The 23,040-nt window shown below is 40.1% G+C and carries 14 protein-coding genes; 11 read left to right on the forward strand and 3 right to left on the reverse strand.

Translation table 11 applies throughout. The features are described from left to right. Positions 1-331 precede the first annotated feature (331 nt). The 3 genes from RM545_RS10615 (at position 332) to RM545_RS10625 (ending at position 2,802) form a co-directional block, all read left to right on the forward strand. Positions 332-709, forward strand: coding sequence for a GxxExxY protein (locus RM545_RS10615; protein ID WP_311495252.1), 378 nt, complete (start codon positions 332-334; stop codon positions 707-709). 377 nt (positions 710-1,086) lie between these two features. Next, the gene (gene dgt / locus RM545_RS10620; RefSeq protein WP_311495253.1) at positions 1,087-2,430 is read left to right on the forward strand and encodes a dGTP triphosphohydrolase; all 1,344 of its coding nucleotides are present in this window, start codon (positions 1,087-1,089) and stop codon (positions 2,428-2,430) included. Positions 2,431-2,580: 150 nt separating this feature from the next. Then, on the forward strand, positions 2,581-2,802 hold the full coding sequence (locus RM545_RS10625) for a hypothetical protein (protein ID WP_311495254.1): 222 nt from the start codon (positions 2,581-2,583) through the stop codon (positions 2,800-2,802). Positions 2,803-3,239: 437 nt separating this feature from the next. Here the strand turns inward: RM545_RS10625 and RM545_RS10630 are convergent, their stop codons facing one another. Continuing rightward, a complete protein-coding gene (locus RM545_RS10630; protein ID WP_311495255.1) occupies positions 3,240-4,244 on the reverse strand; it encodes a DUF3078 domain-containing protein in 1,005 nt (334 codons plus the stop codon). 36 nt (positions 4,245-4,280) lie between these two features. Beyond that, positions 4,281-6,059 carry a 1-deoxy-D-xylulose-5-phosphate synthase gene (locus tag RM545_RS10635; RefSeq protein ID WP_311495256.1) on the reverse strand — a complete coding sequence of 593 codons (1,779 nt, stop codon included), beginning with the start codon at positions 6,057-6,059 and terminating at the stop codon, positions 4,281-4,283. A 274-nt stretch (positions 6,060-6,333) separates the two neighbouring features. Here RM545_RS10635 and RM545_RS10640 point away from each other — a divergent pair, with 274 nt between their 5' ends. The 8 genes from RM545_RS10640 to RM545_RS10675 all read left to right on the forward strand — a co-directional run bounded on the left by RM545_RS10640 (position 6,334) and on the right by RM545_RS10675 (position 22,239). Then, positions 6,334-6,783, forward strand: a complete 450-nt coding sequence (locus tag RM545_RS10640; protein WP_311495257.1) for a nucleoside deaminase — start codon at positions 6,334-6,336, stop codon at positions 6,781-6,783. 84 nt (positions 6,784-6,867) lie between these two features. Further along, positions 6,868-9,024, forward strand: a complete 2,157-nt coding sequence (locus tag RM545_RS10645) for a thioredoxin domain-containing protein (RefSeq protein WP_311495258.1) — start codon at positions 6,868-6,870, stop codon at positions 9,022-9,024. Between the two features lie 466 nt (positions 9,025-9,490). Next, positions 9,491-12,631: a SusC/RagA family TonB-linked outer membrane protein gene (locus RM545_RS10650; RefSeq protein ID WP_311495259.1), complete on the forward strand. Its 3,141-nt coding sequence runs from the start codon at positions 9,491-9,493 to the stop codon at positions 12,629-12,631. A gap of 9 nt (positions 12,632-12,640) precedes the next feature. Beyond that, positions 12,641-14,359 carry a RagB/SusD family nutrient uptake outer membrane protein gene (locus RM545_RS10655; RefSeq protein ID WP_311495260.1) on the forward strand — a complete coding sequence of 573 codons (1,719 nt, stop codon included), beginning with the start codon at positions 12,641-12,643 and terminating at the stop codon, positions 14,357-14,359. 127 nt (positions 14,360-14,486) lie between these two features. Continuing rightward, a complete protein-coding gene (locus RM545_RS10660; protein ID WP_311495261.1) occupies positions 14,487-17,792 on the forward strand; it encodes a CRTAC1 family protein in 3,306 nt (1,101 codons plus the stop codon). 12 nt (positions 17,793-17,804) lie between these two features. Then, positions 17,805-19,541, forward strand: coding sequence for a GMC oxidoreductase (locus RM545_RS10665; RefSeq protein WP_311495262.1), 1,737 nt, complete (start codon positions 17,805-17,807; stop codon positions 19,539-19,541). 84 nt (positions 19,542-19,625) lie between these two features. Further along, positions 19,626-20,507, forward strand: a complete 882-nt coding sequence (locus tag RM545_RS10670) for a TIM barrel protein (RefSeq protein WP_311495263.1) — start codon at positions 19,626-19,628, stop codon at positions 20,505-20,507. Between the two features lie 130 nt (positions 20,508-20,637). Beyond that, positions 20,638-22,239: a beta-N-acetylhexosaminidase gene (locus RM545_RS10675; protein WP_311495264.1), complete on the forward strand. Its 1,602-nt coding sequence runs from the start codon at positions 20,638-20,640 to the stop codon at positions 22,237-22,239. Here RM545_RS10675 and RM545_RS10680 read toward each other — a convergent pair whose 3' ends face one another. Next, positions 22,240-23,004, reverse strand: a complete 765-nt coding sequence (locus tag RM545_RS10680) for a glycoside hydrolase family 16 protein (protein ID WP_311495265.1) — start codon at positions 23,002-23,004, stop codon at positions 22,240-22,242. Positions 23,005-23,040: the final 36 nt, after the last annotated feature.

The raw sequence follows: 23,040 nt of genomic DNA on the forward strand, positions 1-23,040 counted from the left end.
ATAGGAAATAGTCCTGCAGATCACACAGGTAAACGCAGAAAATCTTGCTAAAAAGTTCTAAAATTTGCGAAAATCAGCGAGATCTGCGGGATAGATTTTATTAAGCATCTTTAGGAGCTTTTAGAAACAAAGAAAAATCCTCATCGCACAATCCAAAGAAGGCGAAGGTGACGACTGTTTAATGTGCGGGTCTTAAAATGGCAATTATCGGCATATAGGAAATAGTCCCGCAGATCACACAGATAAATGCAGAAAAATTTCTTAAAAACATTTTAGCTCTGCGAAAATCAGCGGAATCTGCGGGACAAATTCACACCACTAGAACCTAAGTATGACTGAAAATGAGATTTCCTATAAAATACGAGGAGCCATTTATAATGTTTATAAGTGCTTAGGACCGGGACTGCTGGAATCGGTTTATGTCGCAGCATTAAAATACGAGCTTGAAAAAAGTGGATTAAGAGTTCTAAAAGAGACCCCCGTTCCGGTTTATTATGAAAAAGAAAAACTGGAAGTAGGTTTCAGACTGGATCTTTTGGTGGAAAACAAAGTTATTATTGAAATAAAGTCCGTAGAACATCTGGCAGAGGTTCACCATAAGCAGACCATCACTTACTTAAAACTGACAAAACTCAAACTAGCTATTCTAGTGAATTTTAACGTAGATAATATTTCAACCGGAATTTTTCGGAAAGTAAATAATCTATAAGATCTGCGAAAATCAGCGAAATCTGCGGGATAAATTTTAATGAGAATCCTTAGATGTTCTAGAAAAAAATATGTCCCGCAGATAGTGCAGATAAACGCAGAAAAATTTGCTGAAAAGCTCCTCACTCAGCGAAAATCAGCGAAATCTGCGGGATAAATTTTACTGAGAATCCTTAGAAGCTCTAGAAAAAAGCTGGCCCGCAGATGACACAGATATACGCAGAAAAATCTCTTAAAAACCTTTTTGCTCTGCGAAAATCAGCGAAATCTGCGGGATAATTTTAGGAGAACATGCAGAGTGAACCGAAAATCATACCCCTTCAGGAGAAATTTCTCAGTGAACTGAAGTAAATTTACCGCAGAACCAAAAGAACTAAAATGAACTGGGAACAACTCCTGTCACTTAAACGCTACGGCGACACGCATAAAAGGCTCAGAAAAGAACAAAATGAAACCCGCCTGGGATTTGAGGTGGATTATGACCGGATTATCTTTTCTTCGGCATTTCGTAGCCTTCAGGATAAAACCCAGGTAATTCCGCTTTCCAAAACCGATTTTGTTCATACAAGGTTAACACATAGCCTGGAAGTTTCAGTAGTTGGACGTTCTTTGGGGCGGCTGGCAGGTCAGAAGATTCTGGAAAAACATCCGCACCTTTCCACGATTCACGGTTACCAGATGAACGATTTTGGAGCTATTGTTGCCGCGGCCGCACTTGCCCATGATATAGGAAATCCGCCGTTCGGGCATTCCGGAGAAAAGGCAATTGGAGAATACTTCAGCCATGGTAACGGGCAACGTTTTAAAAAACAGCTCACTACCACCGAATATCAGGATTTAATGAAATTTGAAGGAAACGCGAACGGATTCAAAATTTTAACCGAAAACAGGCCGGGAATTAAGGGCGGAATTCGGCTGTCTTACGCTACTTTAGGAGCTTTTACGAAATACCCCAAGGAATCCCTTCCGCATAAACCCACTGAGAATATTGGCGACAAAAAGTTCGGATTCTTTCAGTCTGAAAAAGAAACTTTCCTGGAAGTTGCAGAAGAGTTAGGGCTAACACAAACAAGAAAGGGCGATAATGTCGGTTTTTCGAGGCATCCTTTGGCATTTCTCGTAGAAGCCGCAGACGATATTTGCTACACCATCATCGATTTTGAGGACGGTATTAACCTTGGTCTCATTGACGAAGAATATGCGCTGGAATATTTAATAAAACTGGTAAAAAACAGCATCAATACTTCTAAATACAATAGCCTCACCAACACTGCAGACAGGTTGAGCTACCTGAGAGCCCTGGCGATAAACACGCTTATTACCGAAGCTGTGGAAATATTCCTGAAAAATGAAGAGACCATTCTCGCCGGGGAATTTCACGAATCTTTGTTCGACAAGAGCAGTTATGAGGCACAGATCAAGGACATTATTAAAATAAGTGTGGAACGCATTTACCAGAGCGAAGAAGTAATAGGTAAAGAAATTGCAGGTTATAAAATGCTTACGCACTTGCTGGACACCTACACGCACGCGTTTTTACCTGAAGAACCAGGTTCAGAATCTAATTTTGATAAACTTGTGAAACGATCTGTTCCCAAACTGAAAATTCCCGAAGGCCAATCAGTTTATCAAAGTCTATTACAGATTTGTTCTTATACGGCTTCCCTTACAGATGGATTTACGGTGGCTTCTTTTGAAAAATATAAAGGTTTTAGAATATAACAATGCTCAAAAAATCTTTAGCATTGAATTAAAGACGACAATGCAAAAAATTGTTTGATAAAGTCCTGTAAATATTATCAAGTCTTAAAAACATTCAGCTAAGAATTTAATTAAAAGAGAATACTTACTATTGTTAGAAATATTTTAGAAATGAATATTCAAGCTGAAAAAATAGAATTGGCGAAATTGTTATTGAATACTAACGATCCTAAAATTATTCAATCCATTAAACAAATTTTCAGGAAAGAGAAAACTACAGATTTTTGGGACGACCTCACTTCAAACCAGAAGTCAGAAATTAAAACTGCACAGAAACAGATAAAAGAAGGTGCAGATACTGACTATAATTCGTTTATGAGCAAACATAGATAATGAGTAGAAAAGTCAGAATTTCTCAAATAGCAGAGAAAAAACTGGAATTGCTTTTTGAGTAGCTACTGGAAGAATGGTCTTATAAAGTAAAATCTGATTTTATAAAGAAGTTAGATAAAACTATCCGAATTATTCAGGATCAGCCAGAAAGTTTTCCAGAATCTTTTAAACATAGAGGATTACGAAAATGTGTGATTAGTAAACAAACCTCTCTGTTCTATCAGTTTAATGATCAGGAAATCCACATACTTACTTTTTTTGATACACGGCAAAATCCAAAAAACTTAAAGAAGGATTTATAAAAACCGCACCTCACATTTATCATACATAGACGGTATAAACTTAAAGAAAGGTGCTACTCTTGCTCTACACCTCATTTTCCTCCAGAATATGGCTTGCAAACTCTTATTATTTTTAATTCAATAATTAATAATTACTCAAAATTCATACACCACACCCACTCCCAGTGTTTGCTTAAACTGCAGCCGTGGCCCCGTGGTTTCCAATTCGCCATCTCCGTCGAAATCTTCTTTGTACTTTACATCATCATCATAACGTATCTGCGAACCAACATTGGCTTTTATAAAATCGTTCACTTTTAAGTTCACGTTAATTTGCCAGTCCACATCTATATTTCCAAATTTATTGAGATAATCTGAATAGAGATTAAGCCTGTGCTTAAGGTTGACATTCTCAAAAACTTCCTTAGAAAATCTGTTGGTGAACTGCAGACCAAATTCTGTCCTAACGCTTTCTCCTTCTTCAATAAGGTTTCCGTCCTCATCCCTTACCGCGGGAGTCACACCAAACATCCCTTCGTTCGCCAGGCGCTGATCGAGTACAAAAGTTGATTTTTGGGTGATAGGAGACAAATAGACGGTTAAATCTTCTTCGGGATGAGAAAATTCTGCACCAACCCCAAGAAATAAGTAACCGGGTGCCATAAACTTTGAAATAGGTATATCTGTTTCCGGGTAGCGATAACCGTTGGTGAACTGCGTATTGAAGTCCATTCTTGCCGAATAGTAAAAATTAGAAGTAGAATCTCTCCTGTAACCAAAAGAAGAACTGAACACCAGTTCATCTTCTGTCTTTCTTATTTCCCGCCCCTCCTGGGCATTAATTCCATACCTGATAACTGCCGAATTTTTCCAGTTAGTAAGTTTTTTCTTGTAATTTCTTTCAAAATCGCCGTGTATTAGAGCCGAAACGGAGTTGTTACCACCACTACTCCAGTTAACAAAAGCCACTTCGTTAAAATCCAGCCCCACAGCATTTTGTTCGTCCCAGTAATTGGTAACATCTGTCTCTGTAGAGTCCTTTAAAGCACTATTTTCACCGGCTTCTGTTGTATCAATAATAACAGGGATCTGATAGTAATTTGAAGCAAAAGATTTGATAGAAAAAAGGCATAGAATTAAGCTTAATAGTCTGATTTTCATTTTAGATAGATTCTCGGAATTGCAAAAATAGAAATTTTAAACCAGCGTTTTTAATTGCGCCAGTATATTTTCAACGCTAATTCCGGAGATTTCTTGTAATTCGGTTACTTTTCCCTGCTCAATAAATTTATCGAGTACTCCCAGGCACTTTATTTTACCTTTAAAATCCATTTCAGAAGCAAATTCGAGCACAGCAGTTCCAAAACCACCTTTTACCGCCCCATCTTCCACAGTAATCAGCGTTTTATACCTTCTGAAGATGTTCTGAAGCAATTTTTTATCCAGTGGTTTTACAAAAACCATATCATAGTGGCCAAATTTTTCTTTTTCTGAAGCCTCTAATTTCTGAATTGCTTCAGAAACATTGGCTGCCATAGGTCCTATGCTTAAAATGGCAATTTTCGATCCTTCGTTAAGGCAGAGGCCTTTGCCGATTTCCATTTCTTTAAACGGAAGCTCCCATTCCACTTTGACTCCCCGGCCACGCGGATATCTTATGGCCAGCGGATGCTTTAACTCTAGTTGTGCAGTATAGAGTAAATTACGCAGCTGCACCTCATTTGAAGGAGCAGCGATTATTAGATTAGGAATACACCTTAAATACGCAATGTCGAAAACCCCATGGTGCGTGGCACCATCTTCCCCCACCAAACCTGCACGATCCAGGCAAAACACCACCGGAAGGTTTTGTATAGCCACATCGTGAATTAACTGATCGTATGCTCTTTGCAAAAATGTGGAATAGATTGCACAAAAAACCGTGAATCCCCGCGTGGCCATTCCCGCAGCAAGGGTTACCGCATGCTGCTCTGCAATTCCCACATCAAAAGCCCTTTCAGGAAAAACTTCCATCATGTATTTGAGTGAACTGCCGGTAGGCATTGCAGGCGTGATCCCGATGATTTTCTCATTGCTTTTTGCCAGCTCTACAATGGTCAACCCAAAAACATCCTGGTATTTTAGCGGCAGACCTTTGGTATCATACGGTAAAAGTTCGCCCGTGTCGGGTTGAAATTTTCCCGGGGCATGATATTTTACCTGGTCTTCTTCAGCCTTTTTTAAGCCTTTTCCTTTTGTTGTAATTACATGCAGAAATTTAGGACCAGAAATTTCTTTTAATTCTGAAAAAATTTTCAGAAGCGAATCCAGGTCGTGACCGTCTACCGGACCAAAATATTGAAAATTAAGCGCTTCAATAATATTATCCTGTGAAGGTTTGTACCCAACTTTGGCTTTTGTTAGGTATTGTTTTAGTGCACCCACGCTTGGATCTATGCCAATTGCATTATCGTTTAAAACAACAAGCAGGTTGGCTTTGGAAACCCCGGCATGATTTAAACCCTCGAACGCCATCCCACTGGCAATGGAGGCATCTCCTATAATGGCAATATGTTGCTTTGCTGTTTCTCCTTGAAGGTTGGAAGCAATAGCCATTCCCAAAGCTGCAGATATTGATGTTGATGAATGCCCTGTCCCAAAAGTATCATAAATACTTTCTTCTCGCTTTGGGAAGCCGCTGATTCCGTTTAGGCGGCGGTTTGTTTCAAAAACTTCCCTGCGGCCGGTTAGGATTTTATGTCCGTAAGCCTGGTGCCCCACATCCCAAACCAGGAGATCTTCAGGTGTATTGAAAGCGTAATGCAATGCAATGGTTAGCTCCACCACGCCCAGGCTGGCGCCAAGATGACCTTCTTTAGTGGCAACAATATCAATAATAAATTTCCGTAGCTCTCCAGCCAAAGATTTTAATTCTTCGGGAGATAATTTTCTCAGATCCTTTGGGGAATTGATATTATTTAGAAGCTTTCCAGACATTATTGAATTCAGGAATTTTAATGGATTTCATTTTACAGCCGGTTTCTTCCGCAAAACTGCGACTGCCTAATTTTCTGTAAAGATAGAGGCAGAATTTTAAGCCGTGAAATATCAGGCAAAAGAATATCAAGAAAACAACTCTTTCGGTTAATTTATAATTTTTACCTTTCCGCAGTAAATCCCGAAGCAGCTTAAAAGAATTCATAGCAATAATATCAAATTCGGGGAAAGCTTTCGGAACATATAAATCCCGGTTACCGGGTAAAAACAGGATATGATAAAGCCCTTAGATGATGCCTACTTTATGAAAAAAGCTATGGATGAGGCTCATACTGCTTTTCAAAGAGGAGAAATTCCCGTTGGCGTTGTAGTGGTAATCAATGAGAAAATTATAGCCAGGGGCCATAATTTGACTGAAACTTTGAATGACGTAACTGCCCATGCAGAGATGCAGGCCATAACGGCAGCCGCGAACTTTTTAGGCGGAAAATACCTGAAGGGTTGCACGATGTATGTTACGCTGGAACCCTGTCAGATGTGTGCCGGAGCTCTGTACTGGAGTCAGCTTTCGCAGCTTGTTTATGCGGCAAACGACCTGCAGCGGGGCTTTAGAACGATGGGTGTACAACTGCACCCCAAAACAAAGGTAAAATCCGGAATTATGGAACGTGAAGCTTCAGATTTACTGAAACGCTTTTTTATTCAGAAAAGAAATCTGAATTAGGAAATGAAAACTTTGCATTCATGAACAATTAAGCGCAGGCTTAATTCCCCTATATTTATCCCGAAAAATTTGATTTAAATAGCCATGGCATTCAGAATAAATATTAGAACCCTACTGACTTTCAGCTTATTAATTATAACAATTTGTTGCTTAGCAGGATGTGCAGACAAGAAGGAGGAAAAGCACGCAATAGAAAATCGTCTTGCTGAAGCCAGTAGTCCTTACCTGAGGGAGCATGCAGATAACCCTGTAGACTGGTACGAATGGAGCCCTGAAGCTATAGAAAAAGCAAAGGAAGAAGATAAACCCATCATAATTAGTGTTGGATATGCCTCCTGCCACTGGTGCCATGTGATGGAAAGGGAAAGTTTTATGGACTCCAGCGTGGCTGCGATTATGAACCGCGATTTTGTTTCTATAAAAATTGATCGCGAAGAACGTCCCGATATTGATAAAATTTATATGAATGCTGCCCAGCTTTTAAACGGTAGCGGCGGCTGGCCTTTAAATGCAGTAGCACTACCCAATGGAAAACCTTTTTTTGCCGGAACTTATTTCCCACCGGAAGAATGGAAAAATATTTTAACCAAGATCGCTGAAGCGTATAAGGAAGACAAGGAGTCTTTAGTAGAAACTGCCAATGCTTTAACTGAAGGTATTAAAAGCACGAATAGCCTGGGTGATCTTGGTACACAAAAGAATGAAATTTCCGAAGCTGAATATCTCTCTGTTATGGAAGCCTGGGAGCCAAGGTTTGACAGAGAAAAAGGTGGCTACCAGGGAGAACAGAAGTTTCCGTTGCCTGTTAGCTGGGACGCTCTTTTGCAGCATTATTACTTAACCGGAAATAAAGAAGTGCTGGAAATGGTAAAGACCACGCTGGACAATATGGCCAGGGGAGGAATTTATGATCAGCTTGGTGGTGGATTTTCCCGATACACCACAGATCCCAACTGGCTGATCCCTCATTTTGAAAAAATGCTCTACGACAACGCGCAGCTGATCAGTTTATATTCCAAAGCTTACAAAGTTGCACCATCAGAGGAATATCGTGAAGTAATAGAAGAAAGCATCGAATTTGTAGAGCGGGAATTGTCAAATAACGAGGGGGGCTTTTATTCTTCCTTAAATGCCGATACCGATGGTGAAGAGGGCAAATACTACGTCTGGACTACTGAAGAACTCCGCAATACCTTAAATTCTTCTGAAGTTGAATTGATCTCAGATTATTACAACATCGAACCTTACGGCAATTGGGAAAAAGGAAAAAATATACTTTACCGAAGATTTTCCGCGGAAGAATACATCAACAAAGAAGACCTGGATGCAGAAGATTTCAGGAATTCCCTTTCAACAGCAAAAGAAAAGCTGCTGGAGGAAAGACAAAGCAGAAATCGGCCCACTGTTGATGATAAATCGCTGACATCCTGGAATGCTCTTATGATTGACGCTTACCTGGATGCTTTTCTGGCCCTTGGAAAGGAAAAATATTTGGACAAGGCAATAAAATGCGCCGAATTTTTAAGCGACAAGATGCTCAATCCCGACTATAGCTTATGGAGGAGCTATAAAGACGGTAAAAGCGGAATAAACGCTTTTCTGGACGATTACGCGCTATTGAGCAAGGCTTATATTAATCTTTACCAAACAACCTTTAACATTGAATGGCTCTCAAAAGCTCAGAAAATTACCGGATACGCCATTACTCATTTTAGAGATAATGAAAGCGGTATGTTTTATTATACTTCCAACGAGCACAACAACCTGGTCGCCAGAAAAATGGAACTGGACGATAATGTGATCCCTTCATCAAATTCTGTTATGGCACAAAATCTTTTGGCCCTGGGAACGCTATTTGAAAATGAAGAATATATGGTGATGAGCGAAGAAATGCTTGGGCAAATGTATGTTCAGGCAATGGAGGATCCTTCCTTTTACGCGAACTGGACAAAATTGATTGGCACTAAAGCTTTTGGAGCTTACGAAATTGCCATCGTAGGTGAGAATGCCGAACAAAAGAATTTTCAGGTTCAGAAAAAGTACTTGCCAACTTCTATTTTTATGGGTGGTAAAAAAGAGAACCTTCCGCTCTTAAAAAGCAAACTTGTAGAGGATGAGACGCTTATTTATGTATGCCAGAATAAAACATGTAAATATCCTGTTTCCTTAACAGAAGAAGCTATTGAAATTATAGAGAACTACCGCACTGGCAGGGAAGAGAGTCCAAATATCTGGAACTGATTCCTTTTATATCCTTTCCGAAAAGTGGAAGACATTTCTTACAAACAGCTCCGGTTATTTTCCCGGGGCTGTTTTTCGTTATACTCTGATTTCAAAATTATTAGAAGGACCAGATAAAAAAGAAAGCAAAAATTTCATTACAAAATGATAAGATAATATTAACATTCTGGTCACCTTATCTATAAATTCGACTCCTGTAATTTTTTATGGTAAAATTTAAAAATTTAATATATAGCAATGCCATAAATTGTCAACACCGCAAAGCACAACCTTATATTAGTGGAAATTCATATAGGAAAGAGGCCATAATTAAATGTATGGCGTCTTTCCATATTTTAATATCGAGCTATTAATAAACCCTTAAAAACTTTAAGATGCGTATGATAAAAATTACTTAACGATTTTTAGAAAACTAACTACTTTTTAAATTAATAACTAACTCAATGACTCAACTAAAAATTAAATTATGAACGGAAAGTTTAAAACAAACCTCCTGGGCTTATCATCAGGGATTAAATGTCTCCAGGCGGTTATAACCGTCTTAGTATTACTACTGGGATTCGGTATCCCTGAATCGTATGCTTATGAAAAGGTGGAAAAAATTCTTCAACAGGAAGTAAGTGGTACAGTAGTAGACGCGAATGGCTTACCTCTTCCCGGAGTAAGCGTATTTATCCAGGGCACTTCAACAGGGGCGGCTACAGACTTTGATGGAAATTATTCTATTATGGCCGATGGTGACGCTACCCTCGTATTTAGCTATGTTGGATTTGCCACACAGGAAATTCCAATTAGCGGAAGATCAGAAATTAACGTAACCATGACAGAAGATGCTGCAGCATTAAGCGAAGTTGTTGTTACTGGTTATAGCAGTCAGAGCACAAGGGATATTACAGGGTCTGTCTCTGTAGTTGAATCTGAAAATCTGGAAGCAGTTTCTCCTCTAAACGTTGAAGAAGCCTTACAAGGCCAGAGCTCTGGTGTTGTTGTAGGTAATCAGGGTGGTCCGGGACAAGGTGCCGTGGTACGAATCCGTGGTTACGGAACAATTAACGGAAACGACCCGCTTTATATAATCGATGGTACCCCAACAGGGGCAGGCCTTACTGATATTAACCCGAACGACATCGAATCTATTCAGATTCTAAAGGATGCTTCCTCGGCGGCCATATATGGTAACCGTGCAGCAAACGGGGTTATTATAATAACTACAAAAGGTGGAAGACGCGGACAAAAAGTTAGGTTTAATGCCAATGCTTACACAGGAATAGACTTTATTCCTGATTCCGTATTTCCTGAGATGGCTTCTCCACAACAATTGGCAGACGCCATTTGGGAAGCTGCTGCAAATGACGGAACAGGAAACCCAAGTAATCAACAATTTGGAAGCGGACCTGAACCGGTTATTCCAAATTATCTTTTCCCACGAGGAGCACAAACTGCTGATGAAAGTCAATACAGCTTTCCTGACAACAGGATAACCAGATCAAATCCCGAAGGAACAGATTGGTTTGACGAATATTTTAATCCTGCCACAACAAAGAATTTTAATGTAAGTGCGGCCGGTGGTTCTGAAAGCGCCAGCTTCTTTATGTCCTTAAGCGCATTGGATCAGGAAGGTACAGGATATGCAACAAATTACTCCCGTTATACACTTAGAGCTAATTCCAGTTTTGATGTGACCGACAATTTTAGAGTGGGTGAAAACCTGACTTTATCTTATTCAGATCAGACTATTCCCCCCGGAGTAGATGTTAATGATGGTACTATTACCAATTTATACAGAATGCACCCTCTAATTCCAGTTAGAGACGTAGGAGGGAATTTTGCCGGAGTATGGGTACAGGGGCTGGGTAATGCTGACAACCCTATTGCCAATGCGGCGAGAAATGAAGACAACAGCACTCTAGGTTTTAGAGCACTTGGTAATTTTTATGGAGAAGTAGATTTTCTCGAAGATTTTACTTTTAAATCGAACCTTGGTTTTGATCTGGAATCTACTAATACCACCAATTTTGCTCCTGCAATTTTCGAAGCAGAAGCGGCTACTGATAACATGCTAACAGAGAGTTCTTCTTTTTTTAGAACCTATACCTGGTTTAATACTTTAACCTATAATAAAACGTTTGAGGACCACAGCTTTAATGTTTTAGCCGGTACAGAATTTCACAAAGAATGGTTTAGAGGCTTTAGCGCAAACCGTGGAGGATTCTTATTTGACGACGTTGATAATATCCGCTATCTTGATTTAGGAACACAGGCGTACGCCGGTTCAGGTAATGGATTTATATCTGCCTACTATTCTGCATTTGGAAAGATTGATTACAAGTTTATGGATACTTACTTGTTAAGTGCTACTGTACGTTATGATAGTTCTTCTTTATTCCAGGAGGACAATAGGGATGGTGTATTCCCTTCTTTTAGCGCAGGTTGGAGAGTTAGTAATGAAGCCTTTATGGAAGATTCAAATGTCTTTACCGATCTTATGTTAAAAGCAGGGTACGGAATTGTGGCTAATAACGGAAATATTTCAACCTCTGCAACAGTAAACACCTATTCCCCTAACAACGATTATTATGCTTATCCAACCAGCATTAACAGTGTTGCATCTGGTTACGGACTTAATGCGCGGGGAAATCCAAATTTGGAGTGGGAAACGACTACTACATTAAACTTAGGAATCAACACCCGCCTATTCAATACCTTGAACTTTGACTTTGAATATTACAATGCTGATACCGAGGACATGCTCTTATTTGTTCCAAGTGATCCAACTATTTTTGGTTTGACCAATGGTACTATCCAGAACCTGGGAAAAATGAATAATACAGGTTTTGATGCTGCACTATCCTATAACAGTATGGGAGATTCAGATTTTAACTTTAATGTAGGCTTCAATATTTCCGCTTATAAAAATGAAGTTGAATATCTAAATCCAGATAACCCTGATACTTTTATACAGGGGGATCGTGTAAGAGATCAGCTTCCTAACAGGACCATGGCAGGGCAACCATTGGCTTCTTTCTACGGAAAAGTATTTACCGGAATAGAAAACGGCAGGATGCAGTTTGCAAATGATGGAGAGACTACATTTATTGGAAATCCCCACCCAGACTTTACTTATGGGCTTACATTTAACGGAGATTACAAGAACTTTGATTTCTCTTTACTTGTGCAGGGTTCACAAGGAAATGACATCTATAACTTCCTGAAATTCTTTACAGATTTTAACACCTTCCCTGGAGGAAAAAGTTTGGCCTTTGTAAATTCAGATGGGTTGCCAGATCTAACTAATGATGCTGCTATTATTCTTAACGAATCTGCACCTTCCTCTTATTATGTGGAAGACGGATCTTATGCAAGGCTAAAAAATATCCTTATCGGGTATTCCTTACCTGAAAGCACCGTACAAAGCCTTGGTGCGGAAAAAATAAGATTCTATCTACAAGGAAAAAATTTAATTACTATTACTGATTACTCCGGATTAGACCCTGAGATCAACCTTAGAAATGCACCAGGAACCAATGCTAACCTGACTATTGGTCTTGACAGCGGTGTTTATCCTATAGACAGATCGGTAATACTTGGTTTAAATGTTTCATTATAAATTATTACTATGAAAAAAATATTTGGATTACTAATGTGTACAGCGCTATTATGGTCCTGTAACGACGAACTGGACGTACCTATTCAATCTGTAATTTCGGGTTCTGATGTACCCTTAAATTCCAGGTTCATTAACACCCAGGTTATTGCAGCGTACGCTATGTTAGATGGAAACCAGGCGAATGATAACGTTTGGAGAGCAGCCGCTTCTAACTGGGTTTACGGTGAGGTTGCTGCAGACAATGCTTATAAAGGAAGTGATGCAGGTGATCAATCTGAAATCACCGCTTTTGAAACCTATTCTGCAGCTGCAAGAAACTCTTATGTAGATTATAAGTGGGTTTCCATTTTTGAAGGAGTTTCCCGTACCAACATTGCGATAAATGCAATACAGGGAGGCTTGGAAGCCGGAACATTAACCGAAGAAGAAGCTAACCAGTTTCTTGGAGAAGTAAGGTTCTTAAGAGCCCACTATCATTTTGAAGCGAAAAAAATGTTTGGAAATGTTCCTTATATAGATGAAAATACCACAGAGAGCACCACCAATATGGGTGTAGATGTGTGGCCAAGAATCGAAGAGGATTTTCAATTTGCCGTAGATAATCTCGAACCTCTAAGCACCAGGGTTGGTGGAGCAAATTCCTGGAACGCCCAAGCTTACTTAGCTAAAGCCCATATGTTCCAGTTGGATTATGCAGCAGCCAGGCCTTTGCTTGAAGATATCATTAACAACGGACCTTATGCACTTAACACTTATTTTCATGACAATTTTAACGCTGAAACCAACAACAGCGTAGAGTCTGTATTTGCCGTACAGAATGCTGTAAACGACGGCAGTAACAACAGCAGCAACGCTGCATGGGGTGAAGTTTTAAATTTTCCTAACGGAAGTCCTATTGGAGGAGGCTGCTGTGGGTTCTTACAACCTTCACATAATCTCGTGAATGCCTATAAAACCGATGCTGCAGGTTTACCTATGCCCGAAACATTTAATGAAACCAACATCAACAACGTAGATCCACAGGACAATTCTCCAAGTGGTTTTGCAAACGATGAAACTTTTGTTGAGGAGCCAGGAAACCTGGATCCAAGACTGGACTGGACAGTGGGTCGAAAAGGAATTCCTTTTCTTGGATGGGGAGATTTCCCTGGACTTGCATGGATTAGGGATCCCGCAAACGGAGGTCCTTATGTTTCCAAAAAGATAGTTTATAGCGCAGATCAGGCTGGCTCTGTAAATTCCTTAACAGGATGGAACACTGCAATAAACTCAATAAACACCAATATTATTCGCTATGCAGAAATACTTCTATGGCGTGCAGAGATAGCCGCTGCAGAAGGTGATCTAACCATGGCAGCCACCCTTGTAGATCAGGTTAGGGCCCGTGCTGCAAATCCGGATACCTGGGTTATGGATGACGATGGCACCCCAGCTGCTAATTACGAAATTAGCTTATATTCAGAAAACGGTGGGTTCCCGGATCAGGAATTTGCAGAAGAGGCTGTTTTGTTTGAGTACAGATTAGAAACTGCTTTAGAAGGCCACAGGTTCTTTGATCTTGTACGACGAGGAAAAGCAGAAGAAGTTTTAAATGAGTATCTACAGCAAAACGATACTCGTGCTTATCTTCAGGGGGCTTCTTACAGTCCAAACGCGGCTGTTTTCCCTATTCCACAACCTGCTATCGATCTTAGTGGTGGAATTCTTGAACAGAATGACGGTTACTAGTTAGCAGATTATAATTTTCTAATTCGCCAACAGAGTTTATTTACTTAAGCTCTGTTGGCTTTTTTAAAAAAGCATGTTTTTATTCTCAAATACAATGTTCTGCAGAATCAAAAAACTCGTAGGGATTATGATTTTTTGTTGCTTTTATATCTCCTGTTCTCATCAGGAAGAAAGCAATACTAAACAATTCCAACAGCTTGATAAGGATAAAACAGGCATTTTTTTTCAGAATACTATTACAGAGAACGACAGCCTCAACTTCTTCACGTATTCTTACATATACCTTGGAGGCGGACTCGCAGCAGGGGATATAAATAACGATGGCCTTACAGATCTCTACTTTACCGGGAACATGGTACCCAACAAACTTTATCTCAACAAAGGCAATCTTCAATTTGAGGACATTACAAAAGGTGCCGGCGTAACAGGAGACGAAAGATGGTTTACAGGGGTCACTATGGCCGATGTTAACAGTGACGGTTTCCTTGACATCTATTGCTCTATTGGTGGCCAGGATGAACCGAAAAAAAATATTTTATACATTAATAATACCGACGGCACTTTTACCGATAAAGCAGCTGAATACGGAATTGATGATGAAGGTAATAGTATACAGGCTACTTTTTTTGATTATGATATGGATGGTGATCTGGACCTCTATGTAGCCAATTATCCTCCTACCCGCTTTAGTGCCAACAATGAATATTATAAGTTTAAAACTGAAAATATAAAAGACATTGAAACAGATCATCTGTACCGCAACGATGGTGGCCATTTCACTAACGTTACAGACCAATCAGGATTAAGGTCCTTCGGCCTTACTTTAAGTGCAACCGTTGGCGACTTAAATGAAGACGGCTGGCCAGATCTTTATGTATCAAACGATTTTAGCATTCCAGATTATCTTTACCTGAACAATCAGGACGGTACCTTTACAGAAGTTGTAAAGGATGCCACACGCCAAACTTCCTTCTATGGGATGGGAGCAGATATTGGTGACTATAATAATGACGGGCTTCTCGATATTCTACAGGTAGACATGGCACCCAAGAACAACCGCAGGGCAAAATCCAACATGTCCAGTATGAATCCTGCTATATTTTGGAGTACCGTAAATAACGGTTTTCACTATCAGTACATGCAAAATACGTTACAAACCCATTCGGGTGTGATAAAAGACAAAATACCACAGTATAGTAACACATCCCGTCTCGCAGGTTTATCCTCTACAGACTGGAGCTGGGGACCACTTTTTGCAGATTTTGATAACGACGGACTTAAAGATGTATTTGTTTCCAACGGAACACGAAGGGAAATCAACAACCGGGATTTCTTCAATAAATTGGCAAAAGATCCTAATAAAAGAGATAGTCTTCTTCAAAAAAATCTTGCAATTCCTTCTGAAAAAATAGATAATTTCATTTTTCGAAACAAAGGTGATCTCACTTTTGAAAGAACAAATGAGGAGTGGGGAATATCCCATAAAGGCTTTTCTAACGGTGCTGTTTATGTAGATCTGGATAATGATGGAGATCTGGAAATTGTTACTAACAATATCGACGACTACGCGTCTGTTTTCAAGAATAACAATGCTCAAGAAAATAATTTCCTTGATTTTCAATTAAAAGGTTCCGACAAAAACCTCAACGGTTTAGGAGCTCGTATTTATGTTACCACTTCTGGAAATACTCAAATGCAGGAACTCACCCTCACCCGTGGTTTCCAGTCTTCTGTAGCTCCACAACTTCATTTTGGTATTGGAAAAGAGCAGGTTGCCAAGGTGGTGAAAATAATTTGGCCAGATAAAAAAACAGAAGTTCTGGAAGATGTGCCGGCAAATGAACTTCTGGTATTAGATTATAAAAATTCTTCAGTTTCTGAAATGGAACAGCCAGAGAGCAATTCAGCTTTATTTACAACTGTTGATGCAGATTCTTTGGGACTGAAGCATAGACATGAAGAAAACTATTACAACGATTTTGAAGACGAAATTCTCCTACCACACAAAACTTCTATGTTTGGGCCGGCATTGGCAGTTGGTGACCTAAACGGGGACGGCCTTGATGATTTGTACGTAGGCGGGGCTTCAGGACATGCAGCAGGAATATATTTTCAGCAAAAAACAGGTTTTGAAAAACAAAATTTTGAAGATCTTGAAAATGACAAGCAATATGAAGACTTAGGGGCCCTTATATTTGATGCAGATAATGACGGCGATTATGATCTATATGTTGTAAGCGGCGGAAATGAGTTTAAAAAGGATTCTCAATGGCTTCAGGACAGGCTTTATATAAATGAAAATGGAAACTTTAAAAAATCTGCAACAGCATTACCAAAAATGCTAACAAGCGGATCCCGGGTTTATGCCGAAGATTTTGATAAGGACGGGGACCTCGACCTTTTTGTTGGCGGCAGACTTGTACCGGGAAATTACCCCTCTCCGGCCGACAGTTACCTGCTGGAAAATAAGTCCCAAAACGGCACTCCAAAATTTGCAAATGTCACTCCCCAGGCTGCTCCCGGACTGGAAAAACTGGGATTGGTCACCAGTGCAAGCTGGACAGATTACGACAGCGACGGCTGGACAGACCTTATTGTCACCGGCGAATGGATGCCTATAAGTGTTTTTAAAAATCAGGAAGGAAAACTTATTGACGTCACGCAACAAATGGGATTGGCAGATACTACAGGATGGTGGTTCAGTCTTAAAGAAGGTGATTTTGATCAGGACGGGGATTTAGATTTTATTGCGGGCAACCTTGGCTTAAATTACAAATATCAGGCGACGGAAAAGGAAACTTTTGACATCTACTTCCATGATTTTGATAGTAACAATGAGAAGGATATTGTTTTGAGTTATTTTAATGATGGTGAAAAATTCCCGGTAAGGGGAAGAGAATGCTCATCACAGCAAATGCCGGGAATAAAACAAAAATTTCAGAATTACCAGTCATTTTCAGAAGCCACTCTCGAAGATATTTATACAGAAAAGTACCTGGATGATGCACTCCATTACCAGGTAAAATCTTTTGCAAGCCTTTATATTGAAAATGTAGACGGAGAATTCAGATTAAAAGAATTACCAGTAGAAGCACAATTGTCGAGTATTAATCAAACACTTATAGAAGATTTTGATAATGATGGCCATCTTGACGCACTAATTGCCGGAAATCTATACAGTTCAGAAATTGAAACTCCACGTGCAGATGCCGGAATTGGATTATTCCTAAAAGGAAACGGAAAGGGCGAATTTGAAGCTGTTCCCGCAAGAGAAAGTGGCTTTTTTGTCCCCGGCGACGTAAAAGATATGGCTCGCCTAAATACCCCCGAGGGAAGTTATGTAATATCTGCCAAAAACGATGACTTTATCCAACTGGTTAAAATAAACGAAGATACTTCAGTAAATTCAGCCTTAACAGCAAGTAATAATTAAAATCAGGACCCAATGAAGAACAAGAGAATAAGCCCCGCTTCAGAAAACAGGTATGATGCAATAGTCATTGGTACCGGAATTACAGGAGGATGGGCATCTAAAGAATTATCTGAAGGAGGGCTGAGTACCCTTGTTTTAGAGAGAGGTCGCATGGTAAAACATGTAGAGGATTATCCTACTATGAACGATGATCCCTGGGATTATAAATATAAAGGAAGGGTTACGCGCGAAGAGTTAAAAAGGCAGTCCAAACAGGCCCGTACAGGGTATACCATTAACGACGCCAGCAAGCATTGGTTTGTGGATGATATAGATCATCCTTATAACGAGGAAAAGCGGTTCGATTGGATTAGGGGCTACCATGTGGGCGGCAAATCGCTTATGTGGGCCCGTATGTCTTTTAGATGGAGCGACCTGGATTTTGAAGCAAACAAGAACGACGGCTATGGAGTAGACTGGCCAATAAGATATAAAGACCTGGTACCGTGGTATGAAAAAGTTGAAAAATATGTTGGTATTAGTGGTAAGGCAGAGGGCCTCCCCCAATTACCCGATAGTATTTTTACTCCGGAATTGCCACTAAATTGTGTTGAACAGGATTTGAAAGATGGTGTAGCAGCAAATTATGATGACCGTAAAGTAATTAATAGTAGGGCAGCCAACCTTACCGATCCTTCCGGACGAGAAGGGCGTGGCCCTTGCCAGTATAGAAACAGGTGTATTAGAGGCTGTCCCTATGGAGCATATTTTAGCAGTAACTCTTCTACCCTTCCAGCTGCAGAACGCACTGGAAATACTACCTTAAGACCAAATTCTATTGTTTACGAAATTATTTATGATGAACAATTGGAAAAAGCTACGGGAGTAAGGGTAATAGATGCCGAAACCAAAGAGAAACTGGAATTTTATGCAGATGTGATCTTTTGTTGTGCCGGCGCTATCCCTTCTGCTTCCATTCTCATGCAATCAAAGTCTGACCGTTTTCCCAACGGCCTGGGAAATGACAGCGGTGAACTGGGGCATAACTTGATGGATCACCATTTTAAAGTAGGCGCAAGTGCAGTATCAGACAGGCATGAAGAAGATTACTACAAAGGCCGCAAACCTGCAGGCTTTTTTGTACCGCGATTTAGAAATGTAGATGAAAAAAGTAAAACAGATAAATTCCTTCGCGGATACGGAATGCAGGGTGGTGCCAGCAGGACAGACTGGACAAGTGCCATTGGTGAAATGAGCTATGGCAAAGACCTTAAAGAAGCGCTGCAAAAACCCGGGGACTGGCAAATAGGTGTGAACTGTTTTGGGGAATGCCTTCCTTACCATGAAAATAAAATGATGCTGAATTATGACAAACCAGACAAATGGGGCCTTCCAACGGTAACTTTTGGTTGCGAGTATAAAGAAAATGAAATGGCGATGCGCAAAGATGCACAGGAACAGGCCATAGCAATGCTAAAAGCGGCCGGTTTTAAAGATGTACAGGGCTACGAGGATCCCTGTTTCCCCGGAAACGGAATCCACGAAATGGGAACTGCAAGAATGGGACGGGATCCAAAAACATCTGTCTTAAACGGAAATAACCAGGTCCATACCGTTCCAAATGTGTACGTAACAGATGGTGCGTGCATGGCATCTTCGGCTTCGCAAAATCCTTCGTTAACTTATATGGCAATTACGGCCCGGGCTGCAAATCATGCTGTGGAACAGTTCAAGGCCGGTAAATTCCGAAGTATGGAAAAAGCCACTTAAAAATTTCAGCTCTATTTAAAAACAGTTTCAGCTATTTAGAGTAAATTCTAAAGTTTTCATTTAATCAATCTTAAAAACTAAACTATGATACATAGAAGAACCTTTCTCAAACAATCAGGACTTGCACTGGCAGCCACCACACTTTTACCTAGTACGATATTTGCCAATTCCGGCATGCAACCTTTGGGATTACAGCTTTACTCTTTACGTGAAACTATTGGGAATGACGTGAAAGGAACAATTCAAAAATTAGCCGAAATAGGCTTTAAGGAAGCCGAAACCTATGGCTATTCCAAAGATAACGGTTTCTGGGGGCTAAGCGTAGAGAAATTCAAGAACATCCTTGAGCAAAATGGCATAGAAACCCCGAGTGGACACTACGGAATAGATCCCTTTCTGGAAAAAGACGGCACAAAAGACGAGTTAAATTACATCCTGGAAGTAGCCAATAAACTGGACCAGGAATATGTTATTGCACCATATATTGCCGATAACCTGCGGAACTCTGTAGATCACTATAAAAGGATTGCCGATAAACTGAACACTGCCGGGGAAATGTGTAAGAAAGAAGGCTTAAAATTCGCTTATCACAATCATGCTTTCGAATTTGACGATTATAATGGACAAAACGGTTATAAAATCTTTTTGGAGAATACAGATAAAGACCTGGTTTATTTTGAAATGGATATTTACTGGGTCGTAAGAGCAGGAATAGAACCGGCGGCATTGTTTAAAAAGTATCCTGGAAGGTTCCCATTGTGGCATGTAAAGGATATGGATAAGCAGCAGCCGGAGCTAAATACCGAAATTGGAAGCGGCACTGTAGATTATAAGGAAATCTTTAAATATACTGAAGAGGCAGGCGCAAAACACCTTATCATCGAACAGGAAAATTTTGAAATGGAGCCCTACCAGAGCCTGGAACAAAGTTTTGATTATCTTCAGAACAAACTGGTGACTAAATAAAGGCAAGTGCAGTTTAAAAGATAAATCCAACAGCTTCAATGCCCGGGAAGACCGGGCATTGAGGTTTTCACCAATCAACTAGCCTCCAGATAACCAAACAAAATATACTGGAAATAAACTTCAGCTAAGAATGGATAATAAAAACCTCAACAAGAAGCAATTCCTCATCAGGAATACGATAATTGCCATTTTTGGCCTTGCACTTTTTTTGACACTTGCATTTTCCTCCCGTAACTTTAATGAAAAAGACATGTCTAAAGAGAGCCTTATTCCCATTCCCATACAGATAGAGAACTATGAAGGAAATTTTACAATTACTCCTGAAACTGTTATTCTTATTTCTGAAGATGAAGAAGAAATGAGGTCTGTTGCCAGCTATTTATCTGAATTTTTAAGCCCTGCAACGGGTTTTGAGCTTCCGGTAAAGCAAAATTCTGAAGAAAATAAAAACTCCGGAAATATTCTCTTAAGCCTCAGTGAAAATTCTCAATTTCAGAAACCCGAAGCTTATACTTTGGAAGTTACAGTCGAAAATGTGCATTTACAGGCCTCTACTCCCGAAGGTTTGTTCCGCGGAATCCAGACCCTGCGACAGCTCCTTCCGCCGGAAATTGAAAGTGACAAGGTTCAGAATATCGAATGGAATGTGTCTTCAGGAAAAATTGAAGATCATCCGCAATATTCCTACCGGGGTGCCATGCTGGATGTTTCCCGGCACTTTTTCAGTGTAAATGAGGTAAAACAATATATCGACTTTCTTGCTGCCTATAAAATGAATAAACTGCACCTGCATTTAAGTGATGACCAGGGCTGGCGCATAGAAATCAAAAAATGGCCAAAACTTACCAGCATTGGCGGGTCCAGGGAAGTTGGCGATACCGAAGGCGGATTTTATACCCAGGAGGATTACAAAGAAATTGTCGCCTATGCACAAAAGCATTATATCACCGTTATCCCTGAAATTGATATGCCGGGGCATACCAACGCTGCCCTAGCCTCTTATCCGCAACTGAACTGCGATGATAACGCTCCCGAACTTTATACAGGCATTGAAGTTGGTTTTAGCAGCCTTTGCGTAAATAAGGAAATTACTTATGAGTTTATAGATGATGTTATTAGCGAGATTGCTGCCATAACGCCCGGACCTTACTTCCATATTGGCGGTGACGAATCCCATGCCACCAGTAAAGAAGACTATAATTATTTTATAAACCGGGTTCAAAAAATTGTAAAGAAGTACGACAAAGAAATTATTGGCTGGGACGAAATCCAGACTGCAGACATTGAAGAAGGCGTTGTAGCACAATTTTGGCACAGCGAAGAAAACGCCATTGCAGCTAAAAAGAAAAAGGCAAAGATCCTTATGTCCCCTTCCAAACGTGCCTATATGGATATGCAGTACGATTCACTTTCTCCCCTGGGGCTTCACTGGGCCGCTTATATTGAAGTAGATTCTGCTTATAACTGGAACCCGGCAACTCTTGTCCCCGAAATTGCAAAAGAAGATATTGTGGGAATTGAAGCCCCGCTTTGGACAGAGACTATTAAAGACATAGAAGACGTGGAATATATGGTTTTTCCAAGATTACCGGGTTATGCCGAAATTGGCTGGTCCCCCGATAGTCTTAGAGACTGGGGAGAATATAAAGTGCGTTTAGGAGAGCAATATAAAAGATTCAAGATTATGAACCTCAACTTCTATGAATCGCCCAGAGTGCCCTGGGAAAAATAACTATTCCTCCAGCGCCGTCACCTTGATGTAATCTACATAATATTTCTTCGGAAAAATAGAATCATCTACTTCGGGGCCACCAAAATTGCCGCCCACAGCCATGTTTATCAGGAAATAGAACGGCTTTCTGAAGGGATAATGTTCTGCATCATATTTCTCCGGAATAAAATTGTAAACCGAAGTACCATCCACAAAAAATTCGATATTATCGGCAGTCCAGACCGCCTTAAATATATGGTAACCGTCTTCTATGTTGTCGATATTTGTCTTTTTAGAGCTTGCATTTTCCCCGTGGTGGGCGGGATAGTGCAGCGTGGTATAGACTGTATTTGGCTCGCGACCCACATACTCCATAATATCAATTTCTCCTGAAGCAGGCCAGCTTACTTCATTAATATCATGCCCCAACATCCAGAAAGCAGGCCAAATCCCCTGCCCTTGCGGAACGTTTACCCTTACTTCTATTTCGCCATACTGAAATTCGACTTTATCTTTAGAAATAATTTTTCCGGAGTAGTATTTCTCCCCTTCTTTAACAGCTTCTATCACCAGGTTTCCATCTTCAACCGCAACATAATCCCGGTTGTAAATTTGCCGCTCGTTATTTCCCCAACCACAGAGATCGGGGCACCCATCGCCTTCTTCATAGCTCCAATTGTCCATATTTAGCTCATTCCCATCAAAATTTTCTTCAAAAATCACTTCCTGAGCATTTATAAGAACCGGAATCATTAAAAACAGCAAACCTGTAATTTTTCTAATCATGTTATTCATTTCTAATCGATTAATAATTTTAAAACA

The sequence above is a fragment of the Autumnicola lenta genome, from assembly GCF_031846515.1.
GTDB lineage: Bacteria > Bacteroidota > Bacteroidia > Flavobacteriales > Flavobacteriaceae > Autumnicola > Autumnicola lenta.

Excerpts from the sequence above, each read along its gene's own strand:
- RM545_RS10645 (WP_311495258.1), top strand. The coding sequence starts at position 6,868 with ATGGCATTCAGAATAAATATTAGAACCCTACTGACTTTCAGCTTATTA.
- RM545_RS10630 (WP_311495255.1), bottom strand. The coding sequence starts at position 4,244 with ATGAAAATCAGACTATTAAGCTTAATTCTATGCCTTTTTTCTATCAAA.
- RM545_RS10650 (WP_311495259.1), top strand. The coding sequence starts at position 9,491 with ATGAACGGAAAGTTTAAAACAAACCTCCTGGGCTTATCATCAGGGATT.
- RM545_RS10660 (WP_311495261.1), top strand. The coding sequence starts at position 14,487 with ATGATTTTTTGTTGCTTTTATATCTCCTGTTCTCATCAGGAAGAAAGC.
- RM545_RS10635 (WP_311495256.1), bottom strand. The coding sequence starts at position 6,059 with ATGTCTGGAAAGCTTCTAAATAATATCAATTCCCCAAAGGATCTGAGA.
- RM545_RS10640 (WP_311495257.1), top strand. The coding sequence starts at position 6,334 with ATGATAAAGCCCTTAGATGATGCCTACTTTATGAAAAAAGCTATGGAT.
- RM545_RS10680 (WP_311495265.1), bottom strand. The coding sequence starts at position 23,004 with ATGATTAGAAAAATTACAGGTTTGCTGTTTTTAATGATTCCGGTTCTT.
- RM545_RS10670 (WP_311495263.1), top strand. The coding sequence starts at position 19,626 with ATGATACATAGAAGAACCTTTCTCAAACAATCAGGACTTGCACTGGCA.
- RM545_RS10625 (WP_311495254.1), top strand. The coding sequence starts at position 2,581 with ATGAATATTCAAGCTGAAAAAATAGAATTGGCGAAATTGTTATTGAAT.
- RM545_RS10665 (WP_311495262.1), top strand. The coding sequence starts at position 17,805 with ATGAAGAACAAGAGAATAAGCCCCGCTTCAGAAAACAGGTATGATGCA.
- RM545_RS10655 (WP_311495260.1), top strand. The coding sequence starts at position 12,641 with ATGAAAAAAATATTTGGATTACTAATGTGTACAGCGCTATTATGGTCC.
- dgt (WP_311495253.1), top strand. The coding sequence starts at position 1,087 with ATGAACTGGGAACAACTCCTGTCACTTAAACGCTACGGCGACACGCAT.
- RM545_RS10675 (WP_311495264.1), top strand. The coding sequence starts at position 20,638 with ATGGATAATAAAAACCTCAACAAGAAGCAATTCCTCATCAGGAATACG.
- RM545_RS10615 (WP_311495252.1), top strand. The coding sequence starts at position 332 with ATGACTGAAAATGAGATTTCCTATAAAATACGAGGAGCCATTTATAAT.